Origin of the sequence: Roseospira navarrensis (genome assembly GCF_009601025.1) — a bacterium.
Taxonomy (GTDB): domain Bacteria; phylum Pseudomonadota; class Alphaproteobacteria; order Rhodospirillales; family Rhodospirillaceae; genus Rhodospira; species Rhodospira navarrensis.
The window spans coordinates 62,737-77,479 of sequence record NZ_WIVE01000001.1 but is presented as its reverse complement, the minus strand read 5'-3'; the positions used below and the strand labels follow the sequence as shown (position 1 = coordinate 77,479).

Annotated in this window: 11 protein-coding genes; 1 reads left to right on the top strand and 10 read right to left on the bottom strand. The window is 69.8% G+C overall.

Annotation, left to right across the window (positions count from 1 at the left end):
* Positions 1–115: 115 nt before the first annotated feature.
* From puhC to bchF, 10 genes are all read right to left on the bottom strand, one after another.
* Positions 116–721 (bottom strand): photosynthetic complex assembly protein PuhC, encoded by a 606-nt coding sequence (gene puhC / locus GHC57_RS20365; RefSeq protein WP_153339963.1) that lies wholly within the window; start codon positions 719–721, stop codon positions 116–118.
* Between the two features lie 144 nt (positions 722–865).
* Positions 866–1,549, bottom strand: a complete 684-nt coding sequence (gene puhB / locus GHC57_RS20190; protein WP_153339961.1) for a photosynthetic complex putative assembly protein PuhB — start codon at positions 1,547–1,549, stop codon at positions 866–868.
* A gap of 243 nt (positions 1,550–1,792) precedes the next feature.
* Positions 1,793–2,551, bottom strand: coding sequence for a photosynthetic reaction center subunit H (gene puhA / locus GHC57_RS00350; RefSeq protein ID WP_153339959.1), 759 nt, complete (start codon positions 2,549–2,551; stop codon positions 1,793–1,795).
* A gap of 25 nt (positions 2,552–2,576) precedes the next feature.
* Positions 2,577–4,091 (bottom strand): BCD family MFS transporter, encoded by a 1,515-nt coding sequence (locus GHC57_RS00345; protein WP_343031060.1) that lies wholly within the window; start codon positions 4,089–4,091, stop codon positions 2,577–2,579.
* A complete protein-coding gene (gene bchM, locus GHC57_RS00340; RefSeq protein WP_153339957.1) occupies positions 4,088–4,789 on the bottom strand; it encodes a magnesium protoporphyrin IX methyltransferase in 702 nt (233 codons plus the stop codon). The genes GHC57_RS00345 and bchM overlap by 4 nt, the downstream gene beginning before the upstream one ends.
* Complete coding sequence (gene bchL / locus GHC57_RS00335) at positions 4,789–5,694, bottom strand: ferredoxin:protochlorophyllide reductase (ATP-dependent) iron-sulfur ATP-binding protein (protein ID WP_153340278.1); 906 nt, start codon at positions 5,692–5,694, stop codon at positions 4,789–4,791. Before bchL ends, bchM begins: the two co-directional genes overlap by 1 nt.
* Positions 5,695–5,743: 49 nt before the next feature.
* The gene (locus GHC57_RS00330; protein WP_153339955.1) at positions 5,744–9,520 is read right to left on the bottom strand and encodes a magnesium chelatase subunit H; all 3,777 of its coding nucleotides are present in this window, start codon (positions 9,518–9,520) and stop codon (positions 5,744–5,746) included.
* Entirely contained in the window at positions 9,495–11,201 is a 1,707-nt protein-coding gene (gene bchB / locus GHC57_RS00325; RefSeq protein ID WP_153339953.1) for a ferredoxin:protochlorophyllide reductase (ATP-dependent) subunit B, read from the bottom strand. Before bchB ends, GHC57_RS00330 begins: the two co-directional genes overlap by 26 nt.
* Before the next feature lie 4 nt (positions 11,202–11,205).
* Entirely contained in the window at positions 11,206–12,543 is a 1,338-nt protein-coding gene (locus GHC57_RS00320) for a ferredoxin:protochlorophyllide reductase (ATP-dependent) subunit N (RefSeq protein WP_153339951.1), read from the bottom strand.
* A complete protein-coding gene (bchF, locus tag GHC57_RS00315; RefSeq protein WP_153339948.1) occupies positions 12,540–13,163 on the bottom strand; it encodes a 2-vinyl bacteriochlorophyllide hydratase in 624 nt (207 codons plus the stop codon). The genes GHC57_RS00320 and bchF overlap by 4 nt, the downstream gene beginning before the upstream one ends.
* A 766-nt stretch (positions 13,164–13,929) precedes the next feature.
* Here bchF and GHC57_RS00310 point away from each other — a divergent pair.
* A complete protein-coding gene (locus tag GHC57_RS00310) occupies positions 13,930–14,721 on the top strand; it encodes a cobalamin B12-binding domain-containing protein (protein WP_170294588.1) in 792 nt (263 codons plus the stop codon).
* The last annotated feature ends 22 nt before the right edge of the window (positions 14,722–14,743 follow it).

Sequence of the window (14,743 nt, the reverse complement as noted above, 5' to 3'; positions counted from 1 at the left end):
CGGCCCGCTCCCCCACCCGGCCACCCACGACAGTATCATTGGGGTGGTCGGGTGGGGGAGAGGGATGGTGCGGCATGGCGGGTGAGATGACCTCATCCGCCGCTGGTCTCAGTCCCTATTCTGCCGCCTCTTGAGGCGATTCGCCAGCACCCGCCGGCCGCTCGTTGGCCATCCGCAACAGATCGGCCACCTGTTGACGGTTGTCCGGGCCGAAGGCCCGCACGGCGATGCGCTCGCCCGTGGCGGGGTCGTCGAACGTCAGCGAGCCGTCCGGCCAGCGGGAAATGCGGTAGGGCGCGTCCTTCGGCACCCCGTCCACGTCGCGCTGGCGCCCCAGGCTGCGCATCAGGCCGCGCACGAAGCCGCTCTCGCTGCCTTCCAGAACGGTGATGACTTCCCCGTCCTCCAGCCGGCGCACGGTCACCTTGCCCGCGCCCTCCTGGGTGTGGGCCCGCGCCTCGGCGGCCATGCGCTCGGCATTCCCGGGCGCGTCCGCCGCCGGGGCGGGCTGCGCCGGTTCCCCCGCAAGATCCTGCACCGGCGTGGCCTCCGTCAGCACCAAGTTTGCGACCTCCACCGGGGGTGGGCCATCCGCACCGTCCTCGTTCAATCCCAGAAGCTGGGTCACGCCCACCAGCCCCATGGTCAGCAGCACCATGGCGAAGATGGCGTAGAGCAGCGGCTTGGGTGGGCTCAGGTCGTGCGCGGGGCGGTCGGTCACGGGCGGAGGCTCCGGTGGGGTCGGACGCACCGGGAGCACCGGCGCGACCCGCGCGACCGGACGCCCCGAGGCGGCCGGCCGGCGGTGGCGGAATGACGGGAAGGCACGGGGAAACGGGGGCGACGTGGGCGCATCGGGGCCGCCTCAGCCGGACGCCTTGACCGACGCCTTGACCAGGGTCGGCGCGCCCCCGTCCTCCAGGCCGGCGGCGGGCCCGACGGTGGCGACATCGGCGCCCCCGGTGCGCTGGGCATGATCGGCCAGCGCCTGGGCGAGCGTGCGGGCCACGGCCTCGGGCACGGCGATGGCCCGGAGCATGGGTTGAGTGTGGCGCCAGTGCCAGGGCCGGATATGGGGCCACAGCATCAGAGAGGAGACCTTCTCGTCCGGCATCAGGACCAACGGGATGTCGCCGGTCCCGTCGCGCCGAACGGTCAACTGCGCTTCCTGGATCACGCGGAACGGCAGGTTCACGGTCATCTGGACCGCCAGCCCGAAGCGGATGATGACCCGCTCGCTGGTGACGGTGTAGATGGTCGTCGCCTGGATCCAGTAGCCGACGGCCACGAGCAGGCCGATGACCACGCCGCCCGCGATCAGCGGGCCGAGCCCGGCCGAAACCACGGTGCCCAGGGGCTCGCCGTCGTACTGGGAGGAGACACCGCCCCACAGCGCGAGGATGGCGAAATACCCGGCGATCCAGGGCAGCTTGAACAGCCGCTTGGCCAGGCTCCACCAGCGGGGTTTGCCCTGCCAGAGCACCCGCTCTCCCTCGGGCGGGACCTCCGGGAGCCCGGGGATGGGCTCGAAGGCGAAATCGTCATGCACGATACGGACCCTCGCGTCTTGGACTGTCGCGTCGGATGATCAGGGCGTCGGTCGGCGGCGGCCTCGCTGGGCCGGTCCGCGCCCTGCGGGTGGACCTACACGCTCCCGGCGCCGGACACAAGAACACACGGCGCCCGCGGAACGGGCGAGCCGTTCCGCGAGACGATGCCGCTGTTCCTCGAATCGGATCGACCCGGCCGGAACCGACCCACCGGACGGGTCCGGCTCGGCCCGGGCGAACCCTTACGAGGCGAGGAGGAAGCCGCCGCCGTAGTAGGCGCTGATCTTCTCTTCCTCGAGCATGGTCACCTGGTCCGGCTTCTTGGTCACCGGAACCTGGGCGAACAGCTTGCCCGGGATGGCCGCCACTTCGACCTGCCCCTTCTTCTTCGCGACGTGAGCGAAGTTGACGGGCAGCAGAACGCGCTTCTTGGTCTCGCCGGCGCCGGCCAGTTCGACCTCGTAGTAACGGACCATGATTTCCGGACCATCGACCCACAGGTCGGAGATGGTGCCGACCACGGCGCCGTCGTTGCCGACGACTTTCATGCCGCGGGGATCCGGGCTGTTCTTCTCCATGGTGAAGTCCTTGGCCGTGCGCATCGGCACGATCTTGGGCTTGCTGTGGAGGTCGAGCTCGGGAACGTCCACGCGATCCGCATAGGCGGACGGGCCGATGCAGTCGAGCAGCGGGTTGGTGCCGGTCGGCTCATACGGCGCGCCGGACCACGGCGCCATGCGCTTGGCCTTCAGCGGACGGGTGTCGCGCTTGAAGTCCGGGGCCTGGGTTTCGCCGCCATGGAACAGCTTGAAGGTCTTCGCCGGCGGAATCCACACCCAGCCGGTGTTCTCCAGCTTGCCGGTGGTATCGGCTTCGAGCGGGTAACCCTCGCGACGGTCTTCGCGCCGGAGGTACAGGATCAAGGCAAAGAAGAAGAACCAGAAGACGTAGAGCACGACCTGCGCCACGTCCATATATTCGGTGAAAGCGCCAATAGGCATAGCGGAACCTCCACGGGCAAGAGCACTATCCAGGGAATTCGGACAATCCGAACCGTGAGTCGGGCCGCGACCGACTCTCCCTCTTCAGGCGAACGAGCGGACCGATCACGGCCAGGGTCGTGAACAGCAATCCGATCTCGAGGTGATACACGAAGCCGTACCCGATGCTGGGTCCTTGCAGGGCCTCACCCAACAGGCCCTGTTCGGACAGCGTCGCGACGGTGTCGCGCAAGGCACCGCCGGCGGCAACGGCGATGCCCGTCGCGGTGGCCTGCACCGCGCCCCAGGCTCCCAGGGCGAGCCCGCCATGGGCCGAGTCAGCCAAGTCCATGGCGGCGGTGAGGGTTCCCACGACAAACAGACCCCCGCCCAGCCCGATGAGGGTCGCGCCGATGCGGAACAGCAGCGCGGACTCCAGGGGCGAGGCGAAGATGACGCACGGGAAGGCGACCAGCCCGACCAGCAGGCCGATTGCCGCCATGCGGCACGGATCCAGCCCGCGCGACAGCCACCGCGCGGACAGGGCGAAGCCGACCAGGGTGCCCCCGGCCAGCATGGCGGTCAGCAGCGTCGTCGCCGACACCGACAGACCAAGAACTTCACCGCCGTACGGCTCCAGCAGGACGTCCTGCATGGTGAACGCGGCGGTGCCCAGGCCCACGACCACGAGAAGGCGGCTGTATCGCCCGCCTTCCGCGAACGCCTGCCAGGACGCGCGGAGCGTCGGGCGCTCCCGGTCCATGGCGGTCAGGGCCTTGTTGCGCGGCTCCTGTTTCCACAGGGCGATGCTGTTGAGAACCATCGTCACGACGGCCGCGCCCTGGATGACCCGGATCAGCCGTTCGTTGCTGAAGTCGGCCAGCAGCCAGCCGAACAGCAGCGCGCTGATGACCATGCCGACCAGCAGCATGACGTAGAGCAGCGCGACCACGCGCGGCCGCGACTCTTCCGGCGCCAGATCGTTGGCCAGCGCCAGACCGGCGGTCTGGGTGGTGTGCAGGCCGGCGCCCACGAGCAGGAACGCCAGGGCGGCGCCCACCTGGCCGGCGATGGACGGGTCGGCCCCGCCCTTGGCCAGCAGCATGAGCGCGAACGGCATGAACGCGAGGCCCATGAACTGCATCAGCGAGCCGAACCAGATGTAGGGCACGCGCCGCCAGCCCAGAACCGAACGGTGGTTGTCCGACCGATAGCCGACCAGCACCCGGAACGGCGCGAACAGCACCGGCAGCGAGATCATGACCGCGACGATCCACGCCGGCACGTTCATTTCCACGATCATCACGCGGTTCAGCGTGCCGGTCAGCAGCACCATGGCCATGCCGACCGAGATCTGGAACAGCGCCAGCCGCAGCAGCCGCTTGAGCGGCAGCTCGGCGGTGGCGGCATCGGCGAAGGGCAGATACTTCGGCGCGATCCGCATCAGCAGCTCGGTCAGGGACGTGGGCGGCGCGTCGGGAGCGGCGTTGGCCGCATCGGCCCGCCCCTCCTCCGGCGCCGCGCCCCCCCGGCCGGCTGTCTGGTGATCGCGCTTGGTCATCGTTTGGTCAGTTCCAGGGCCTGAGAAATGTAGAACCCGCGGGTCACGCGCTCGGTCCGGCCGGTGGTCCAGCCCTGCGGCCCCAACGCCGTGTTGAGCCGTTTGGTGAACTTGCGCTGGCCGTGCGGCACGATGGCCGGCGAGCGGTCACCGCGCGGGAACAGCTTGCCGGTGGCGTGCATCATCGCCAGCAGCGGCGTGCGCGGCGCATAGGTCACGACGATCGACCCGGTGGTGCGCGCGGCCAGCCCTTCCAGCACGGCGATGGCGTCGGGCATCTCGTAGTGGATCACGGAGTCCATCGAGACCACGTGGTCAAAGGTGCCCAGCGCCGGATCGAGCATGTCCCCGGAGCGGAAGTCCACAGAGCCCGGCCCCAGGTCGGCGGGCAGGCGCTCGCGCGCCAGGTCCACCAGGGTGGGCGACAGGTCGATGGCGGTGACGTGCGCGCCGCGCCGGGCGGCCTCGACGGCCAGGGCGCCGGTGCCGCAGCCCGCGTCCAGCACCCGCTTGCCGGTCAGGTCCGCCGGCAGCCAGGACAGCAGGATGCCGCGCATGGTGTCGCGGCCCGCGCGCACGGTGGCCCGCACGCGCCCGACGGGCGCATCCGAGGTGAGGCGCTTCCAGGCCTCCACGGCGGTGCGGTCGAAGTAGGTTTCGATCTCGCCGCGCCGTTCCTGATACGACCCCGTGGCCATCAGTCGTACCCCAACAGGTCAAACAACTCGCGGTCCTTCATGGCGTGGGCGTCCAGCGGTTCGACCCCCGCATACAGGGTGGCGGCGAGTTTGAGATATTCGTTCTGGACCCGCTCCACCTCGGGCGACGGGTCCATCTCGAACAGGGTGCATTTCTTGAGGCGGCTGCGGCGCAGGTCGTCCAGCAGCGGGACGTGGGCCAGCGTGCGCATGCCGGTCTCGGCGTTGAACTTGTCGATCTGGTCCGTATCGGCGCTGCGGTTGGCGATGCAGCCGCCCACCCGCACGTTGTAGTTCTTCGTCTTCGCCTGGATGGCCGCGATGATGCGGTTCATGGCGAAGATGGAGTCGAAGTCGTTGGCCGTGACGATGACCGCCTGGTCGGCGTGCTGCAGCGGGGCGGCGAAGCCGCCGCACACCACATCGCCCAGCACGTCGAACAGCACGACATCGGTGTCTTCCAGCAGGTGGTGTTCCTTGAGCAGCTTGACCGTCTGACCGACCACATAGCCGCCGCATCCGGTGCCGGCGGGCGGGCCGCCGGCCTCGACGCACAGGACGCCCTCGGTGCCTTCGAACACGAAGTCCTCGGGCCGCAGCTCCTCGGTGTGGAAGTTCACCTCCTCCAGCACGTCGATGACGGTGGGGATCAGGCTCTTGGTCAGCGTGAACGTGGAATCGTGCTTCGGGTCGCAGCCAATCTGCAGCACGCGCTTGCCCAGTTTGGCGAACGCCACCGACAGGTTGGACGACGTCGTGCTCTTGCCGATGCCGCCCTTGCCGTAGACCGCAAACACCTTCGCCCCGTCGATGTGAAGCGACGGGTCCATGTGAACCTGCACACTGCCTTCACCGTCCAGACGGCCGGAGCCGGAGCCCCCGCCGCCGGCAGATTTCGGGTTCATCGTATCAAGCACAGAGCTTTCTCCCTCTCAAAGCTGGCCAGGGCGGCGCTCAGGCCGCGACGCCCTCCGACACACCCTCCAGCCGGTCCTCCAGCTCTTCGCCCGCATTGCGCAGGGTTTCGAGCACGGACTCGTCGGGGCTCCAGTAATTGCGCTCGTGGGCTTCCAGCAGGCGGTTGGCCACCCGCGCGGACGCCATCGGGTTCAGTTCGGCGAGGCGCTTGCGCATCTCCTCGTCGAGCATGAACGTCTCGGTCAACTGATCGTACACCCAGGGGGCCACCTGCCCGGTGGTCGCCGACCAGCCGAGCGTGTTGGTGATGGCGGCCTCGATCTGGCGCACGCCCTCGTAGCCGTGCTCCAGCATGCCCTCGTACCACTTGGGGTTCAGCATGCGGGTGCGGGTCTCCAGCGCGACCTGCTCCGCCAGGGTGCGGACCTTGCCCTCGCCCATGGTCTGGTCGCCGATGTAGACCGGCACGGATTCGCCGCCACGCGCCCGAGTCACCGCCCGGCTGATGCCGCCCAGGGTGTCGAAGTAGTGGTCCACCGTGGTCACACCCAGTTCCATGGATTCCAGGTTCTGGTAGGCCAGATCGACACCCGACAGGATCTCGCCCAACTGCTCGGCGCGCTGCGTGGGCGCGCCCGACCGGCCATAGGCGAAGCACTTGCGGCGGGTGTAGGTCTCGGCGAGTTCATCCTCCTCGGCCCAGCCGCCGGAGTCCACCAGCATGTTGACGTTGGACCCGTAGGCGCCGTCGGCGTTGGAGAACACGCGCAGCGCGGCGGTCTCCATGTCGCAGCCGTGGGTGGCCATGTAGCCCAGCGCGTGCTTGCGGATGAAGTTCATGTCCGTGTGCTCGCCCTCCGCCGTGGCGGCCAGATAGGCGGCCTCGGCCAGCAGGCGGGTCTGCAACGGCAGCAGGTCGCGGAAGATGCCCGACAGCGTCATGATGACATCCACGCGCGGCCGGCCCAGCTCCTCCAGCGGGATCAGTTCCGCCCCGCACAGACGGCCGTAGCCGTCGAAGCGCGGGCGCGCGCCCATCAGCGCCAGGGCCTGGCCGATGGGGCCGCCCTCGGTCTTCAGGTTGTCGGTGCCCCACAGCACGATGGCGATGGTCTCGGGCAGCGGGTTGCCCTCGGCTACATGGCGGTCGAGCACCAGCTTGGCCTGCATCGCGCCATCCCGGACGGCGAACGCCGACGGCAGGCGGAACGGGTCGAAGCCATGCAGGTTGCGGCCCGTGGGCAGCACGGCCGGCGTGCGCAGCAGGTCGCCGCCCGGGGCCGGGCGGATGAAGCCGCCGTCGAGCGCATGCAGCAGCGCCGGGATCTCGGCGTCGGTGCACAGCAGGCCGTCGATGCGGGCCAGTTCCTCGAACAACTCGATGTCCAGGCCGACCTTGGCCGCCGCCTCCTCGTCCACGATGCCGGCGGCATAGCGGGCGCGGGTCAGGGCCTCCTTGGCGTTGCCGGTCTCCACCAGCCGTTCCACCGCGACCCGCTCCAGGGCCACGTCGCGGGTGGCCTCGGCCAGGGCCAGCAGCAGGTCCACCCGCTCCTCGGCGGTCGGCGCACGGCCGATGACGTGCAGGCCGTGCGGAATGAGGGTCTCCTCAAGCTCCTGCAGGGACACGCGCAGCTTGTCCAAGCGGGCGTCCAGCGCGGCATCGTCCATCTCGTCCTGCCACGCCGGCTCGGCCTCGGCCAACTCAAGCTCGGCGGCCTGGGTCTGGATCAGCGGGATCAGCCGGGCGCGCTCGGCCGCGTCGTCCGGGGCCAGGGCGCGCCAGCGCTCCACCGAGCCCTTCAACTCGCCCAGGCCCTTGTACAGCCCGGCCTGGGAGATCGGCGGGGTCATGTAGCTGACCAGGGTCGCCGACGAGCGCCGCTTGGCGATCGCCCCTTCGGACGGGTTGTTGCCGGCATAGAGGTAGATGTTCGGCAGATCGCCGATCAGCCGCTCCGGCCAGCACTTGCCGGACAGGCCGGTCTGCTTGCCGGGCATGAACTCCAGCGCGCCGTGGGTGCCGAAGTGCACCACCGCGTGTGCGCCGAAGGTGGCGCTGATCCAGCGGTAGAAGGCGGCGAAGGCGTGGGTCGGCGTGAAGCCCTTCTCGAACAGAAGGCGCATCGGATCGCCCTCGTAGCCGAACGCCGGCTGCACCGCGACCACCACATTGCCGAGTTGGACACCCAGCACGTGGATGCTCTGGCCGTCCGCCTGCTGGCGACCCGGAGCGGGGCCCCACTGGGCCTCGATCTCGCTCAGCCAGCGCTGACCCTTCACGTGGTCATCCACGGTGATCCGGGTCAACACGTTCGCCTGGGCGCCGTACTGGGACGCGTTGCCATGGATCAGGCGGTCGCGCAGGTCCTGGACCGTCTCCGGCACCTCGACCGTGTAGCCCGCCGCCGCCATGGCCTTCAGCGTGTTGTGCAGGGACTCGAACACCGACAGGAAGGCCGCCGTGCCCACCGCGCCCGAGTTGGGCGGGAAGTTGAACAAGACGAGGGCCACGCGGCGTTCGGCCCGCTCCGCCCGACGCAGGGCGATGATGCGGGCGACGCGGGCGGCCAGGGCCTCGACGCGCTCCGTCTCGGGGAACATGTCGCGGGCGGCCTCGCCCTCGGCATCGTCGGTGCGGCCCCCGAACAGCAGCGGCGAGGTGGCGCCGTCCAGTTCGGGGATGGCCACCATCATGGTGGACTCGACCGGCAGCAGGCCCCGGTCCGACCCGCGCCACTGCTCCAGCGACTGGAACTCGACGGCGTGGGCGTTCAGGTAGGGCAGGTCCAGCTTGGCCAGCAGGTCCTCGGCGGCGCGGGCGTCGTTGTAGGCCGGGCCGCCCACCAGCGAAAAGCCGGTCAGCGACAGCATGGCGTCGATGATCGGGCGCTCGCCCTTCATGAAATACGTTTCGATGGCCGGCCGCGCGTCCAGACCGCTGGAGAACGCCGGGATCACCCGCAGGCCGCGCGCCTCCAGGGCGCCGATCACGGCGTCATAGTGCGCGCTGTTGCCGGCCAGGATGTAGGAGCGCATGACCAGCACGCCGACCGTGCCCCTGACCGCGCCGTCGGGCATGGGCAGGGCGTGGGCGTCCTCGCCGATGCGGCCGGGCATGCGGGGATGGTAGAGGCCGACTTCGGGATACTCGGCCGGGGCTTCCACCTTGGTCTGGCCGCGCAGCACGCGGCGCTCGCCGTCGGCATAGCGGTCCACCAGGAAGCGGACCATGTTGGCCACGTTTTCTTCCGAGCCCGCCAGCCAGTACTGCAGGGTCAGGAAGTACGCGCGCAGGTCCTGCGCCTTGCCCGGGATGAACCGCAGGATCTGCGGGATTCGGCGCAGCATGGCCATCTGGCCGGCGCCGGAATCGGCGGCCTTGTCGTCCTTCTTCTTCATGTTGCCGCGCAGCTTCTTCAGCAGCGCCATCACGCCGCCCTGCTTGGCATCCATGCTGAACGGGCCGAGCTTGGTGAGCTTCACGACCTCGCCGCCGCACATGGCGCCGACCATGGCGTCGCAGTGCTCGCGGCGCGCCTGCAGGGCCGGCAGGACCGCCTGGATGTGGTCCTCCATGAACAGCATCGTGACGATGATGATGTTGCCGTGCTCGATGTCATGCAGGCAACGGCCCAGCGCGTCGGTGTCGTCGCCCCATTCGGAGGCGGCGTGGAGGCTGAGATGCAGGCCGGGCAGGTCCTTGCGCAGTTCGCGCGCGGCCCGCTCCGTCGCCCCGGACAGATGACCGTCCAGGGTCACGATCACGACCCGGATGGGCGTGTCCTCACCGGCTGAAATGTGCTTTGGCATCGTACAAGGTCTCGATGGTGATCGTGGGGACACCCCGTTCGGTGGCGTACCGCTCCGTATTGCGGCGCGCCTTGCCCCGAACGAAGAACGGGATCTTGTGCAGCTCGCGTTCGGCATCGGCGGTCCAGACGGGAGCGCCGCCCCCGGCCTGGGCCGGGGTGCCGGACGAGTCGGGTCCGGCGGCGGCCGCGGGAGGAGAGCCGGCGCCGGGGTCGGGGATGGAGGGAGACGAAGACGAAGACGAAGACGCGGAGGATGGAGACGACGCCCCGGCCTCGGGGCCGGTCGCCGGGATGGAGTCGGAGACGAGAGCCGGCGCGCGCCGGCCGGAGGATGCGGACGCCAGGTGGGAGGGACCGGCGTCCGCGTGGAACTCGAAATCCTCGCGGAACATGCCCAGAAGGTGCTCTTCCAGGCCCATCATGAGGGGGTGAACCCAGGTGTCGAACAGAACGTTGGCCCCTTCCACGCCCATTTGCGGGGCGTAGCGGGCCGGAAAGTCCTGCACGTGCACGGGGGCCGAAATGACGGCGCAGGGCACGCCCAGGCGCTTGGCGATGTGGCGCTCCATCTGCGTGCCCAGCACCAGATCGGGGCGCAGATCGGCAATGGCCTCCTCGACCTCCAGATAGTCGTCGGAGATCAGGGGCTCGATGCCGTAGGTCTTGGCGGCGGCGCGGATGTCGCGCGCGAACTCGCGCACATAGGTGCCCAGGCCGACCACCTCGAAGCCCATTTCCTCGGCCGCCACGCGGGCGGCGGCCTGGACGTGGGTGGCGTCGCCGTACACGAACACCCGCTTGCCGGTCAGATAGGTGCTGTCCACCGAGCGCGAGTACCACGGCAGCCGGGGCGCCAGCGCCTCCAGCGTCGCGGCGGGGTCGATCCCGGCCAGATCCGCCACCTCGCGCACAAAGTCGCGGGTCGCGCCCACGCCGATGGGCACGGTGCTGGTGCGGGGCTGGCGGAAGGCCTTTTCCAGCCAGCGCGCCGTCGTATCCGCGATCTCGGGATAGAGCACGACGTTGAAGTCGGCCTCGCCCAGGCGGGCCAGATCGGCGGGGCTGGCGTCCATGGGGGCGGTGATGGTGACCGTGATCCCCATGCTCTCCAGCAGGCCGCGGATCTCGCGCAGGTCGTCGCGGTTGCGGAAGCCCAGCGCGACGGGGCCCAGGATGTTGCATGTGGGCGCCCGGTCCGTCGGGCGGGCGGGCCGCTCCGTCCCCGGCGCCGGGGCGTGCGGGCCGGCCATGGCGCGGGCCAGATGGTAGAACGTCTCGGAGGCGCCCCAGGTCTCCTTGCGCTGGTAGGACGGCAGGTCCAGCGGCACCACCGGCACCGGCAGGCCCAGCGTCTTGGCGAGGCCGCCCGGGTCGTCCTGCAGCAGTTCGGCGGTGCAGGAGGCCCCCACCAGCAGCGCCTGCGGCCGAAAGCGCTCGTACGCGGCCGTCGCGGCGTCCTTCAGCAGTTCGGCCGTGTCGCGGCCCAGATCGCGCGCCTGGAAGGTGGTGTAGGTGACGGCCGGCCGGGTCGGCCGGCGCTCGATCATGGTGAACAGCAGATCCGCATAGGTGTCGCCCTGGGGCGCGTGCAGAACGTAATGCACGCCGCGCATCGCGGTGGCGACGCGGATGGCGCCCACATGGGGCGGACCTTCGTATGTCCACACGGACAGACGCATGACGTCAGACCTTCAGCAACCCGGCGCGCGTCAGCGGCCGGGCGAACAGTTCGGCGAGATCCCCGGCCTGCTCATAGCCCTGGATGGGCGTGAACACCAGCTCGATGGCCCACTTGGTGGTGAGCCCCTCGGCCTCCAGCGGGTTGGCGAGCCCCAGACCGCAGACCGTCAGGTCCGGCCGGGCCGCCCGGCAGCGGTCGATCTGGGAGTCCACGTCCTGGCCCTCGACCAGACGGGTCTCCGGCGGCAACAACGCCAGTTCGGCGGCCATCAGGCCCCGATGCAGGTAGGGCGTGGCGACCTCGACCGGGACCATGCCCAGCTCGCGGGACAGCACCCGCGCCAGCGCCGGTTCCAGTTGCGAGTCGGGGAAGAAGAAGATGCGGCGGCCATCCAGCCGGTCGCGGTGGCGGGCCAGGGCGGCGCGGGCGCGGGCGCGCGGCGCCTCGGTCACGGACTCGAAGCGGTCGGCCGGCACCCCGAAGGCGTCGGCGGCGGCCTTCAGCCACAGCGTCGTGCCCTCCTCGCCCAGCGGGAACGGCGCCGACAGGCGCTTCGCGCCGCGCTGCTCCAGCAGGCGGGCGGTCTCGCCGAGGAAGGGCTGGGCCAGCAGCAGGCGGGTGCCGGGGCCGACCGCCGGCAGATCGCCGGCATGACGGGCCGGCAGGAAGCCGACGCGCGGAATGCCCAGGGACTCGAACAGGCGGCCGAACTGGTCCTCCACCACGTCCGCGAGGGCGCCCACCACCAGCAGATCGGTGGCGGAGTCGGTCGCGGCGGCGGTGGCTCCGTCGGCGGCGGCGGTCGCCGGCATCTCCGGCACCAGGGCGGCCAGGGCCGCGTCCTCGCCCTGGGTAAAGGTGGTGTCCAGGCCGCTGCCGGAGTAGCTCAGCACCCGGGTGCGCCCGGCGTGGGCCCGCGACAGCCGCTCGGCGGCGCGCGACAGGTCCAGCTTGATGACCTCGGACGGGCAGGAGCCGACCAGGAACAGCAGCTTGATGTCCGGACGCCGCGCCAGCAGGCGAGCCACCTCGCGGTCCAGCTCGTCGTTGGCGTCGGCCAGACCGGCCAGGTCGCGCTCCTCCAGGATGGCGGTGGCGAAACGCGGCTCGGCGAAGATCATGACCCCGGCCGCGGACTGCATCAGGTGCGCGCAGGTCCGCGAGCCGACAATCAGGAAAAAGGCGTCCTGGATCTTGCGGTGCAGCCAGATGATGCCGGTGAGGCCACAGAACACCTCACGTTGCCCCTGTTCCCGAATGACCGGGAGGTCCGCCCGACCGACCCCGGAGTCGTCCGGCGCCGGACAGGCGAGGGTGGCATGGGCGGCGTTTGACGTCATTTCACGGCGCCCGCCACGCTGGCGCCGTGAGCAGGCGCGGCGGCGGCGGCGGCGTTTTGCTGCAGCCGCGCAGCGCGCAGCTTCAGCACGAACTGTCCGGCATTGATGACATACGTGGCGTAAGCGGCCAGGGCGAGGACCATCAAGCCCTGCGGCGGCAGCAGGTTCAGGAACAGCGCCACCAGGTAGGCCGTATGCAGCGCCAGCACCAGCATGCTGAACACATCTTCCCAATAGAACGCCGGCGCGAACAGATAGCGGCCGAACACGTCCTTTTCCCAGATCGCCCCCGTAATCATGATGATATAGAGGACGACGGTCTTGGCCACGATGGACCCGGTGGCCCAGGCATAGCCGTCGCCGGTGGCCAGATAGTCCAGCACCAGGTAAAGGCTGAGCAGGAACACCGCAAACTGGGTCGGCGCCAGAATGCCCTGCACCAGGGTCCAGGGCGATTCGTCGCGGCGGCGGCGCTCCTCGGCCGTGTACAGCGGCTTGGCCGAGCGCGGCTCGTCGATGTGGAAGCTCTCGCTGTTGGCCACGATCCGGCCGGCGTGGGCCGAGAACGGACAGCGGTCCACGGCGGCGATCAGGCGGTCGATGGTGAACGATTTGATCATGGTGGTCTCAACCCTCTCCCAAGTGAGAGCCTCCGACGCGGACAGGCGGCCGACTGGCGGACCGCGTCCTGCGATGGCGCGCCTTACAGACGTAATCGATTCTGGGGGGCGGGGGCCGTGAGCGAAGTCCCCGGAGATCGCCGCCATTTGCCCTCCCGGCCGGCGGGATCAACCCCGTCTCCTTTCGTTCCATCCTCGGTGACTCTATGAGGACCGGCCCAACGTGTCAACCAAACAAGACGTCAATTGCTATTGACAAATCGGACCCCGTGCGATGAGGTAATGTGGCGTGCGGCGCCGTTTCAGTTGCGCGCGCGCCTGTTTCTTGGTCAAGTGATGCCTCTAGCCGGGAGACCCGAAACCACCCCGCCAGCACCGTGTCTGTGCGATCCATGGTTTTTCATGAATCGCCGCTTTGGTGTGTAAACCGCGACAAGCGGGATGACGTGGTGGTGTTCGAGGTCATGTGGACGGGGCAAGGCCAAGGGAGGGGTGCGCCATGACGGGTATCGGGCGCCGCAACGTGAATATGGGACTCTGGACCGCGGATCTCGCCGCCGGCCTGGAGTCTCGGGGATTGGCCCGGCCGCGGCCGTGGCAGCAGTCGGATGATCTGTGGGCGCCGACGGCCCCTCTCCATCGGTCCGATGGGGCGGAGACGACGGCGCAGCGCGGGTGGGGACCGCGCACGCCCGATGGGGCGCCGCACCGGGACTCCGCGACTGAAGCCGCGTCCGTGTCGCTGCAAGCTCGGGAGGGTCGCACCTTGGCGAGCGTCATCGAAGGGGACGTCATCCCTCGCCTGGTCAGTGCCTATCGGCATGGGCCGGCGGAGGGCGCCCCGCTGACCGGCGGCGTGTCGGGGGAACCGCCGCGCCGGGAGGTGCGGGCGGGCATGGAGTCCACGGTGGACCTGTTCGTCCGCCACATTCTGCGGGGCGAGAACACCCGGGCGCTGGCCCTGGTGCGCGAGATGGAGGAGCGCGGCGTCTCGTTCGAGGCTCTGTGCGCCGATCTGCTGGAACCGGCGGCGGCCCGGATCGAGGCGTTCTGGTCCAACGACGCCTATGACTTCTCCGACCTGACGGTGGCGCTCAGCCGCCTGCAGTGGATCCTCCACGAGATGGAGCGCGACCTCGGCCAGGACGAGGCGATCCACGGGGTCGGTCATCGCGTGCTGCTGGCGGCGGTTCCCGCCGAGCGGCACACCTTCGGCATCTCGCTGGTCTCGGCCATGTTCCACCGGGCCGGCTGGGATGTCTCCGATGCGCTGATTGCCGAGTCCCGCGCCGCCCTGCTCCGGCTGGTGGCGGAGGACACATACCCGGTGATCGGCCTGTGGGTCTGTCGGCCCTGCCAACTGGCGGGGCTGACGGGCCTGATCGACGAGTTGCGGCGGGGGTCTCTCAACCCGTGCCTGCGGGTCCTGCTGGTCGGGCCCCCCTGCCGCGATCCAGAGACGCTCGCGAAGACGGGCGCCGATGCCGTGGCTGAAACCGCTCTGACGGCGTTGGAACGGGCGGAGGATCTGCTCGCCGACGCGCTGGAGCAAGACTGAGCATGCGGGTCCGTCTGGGGCT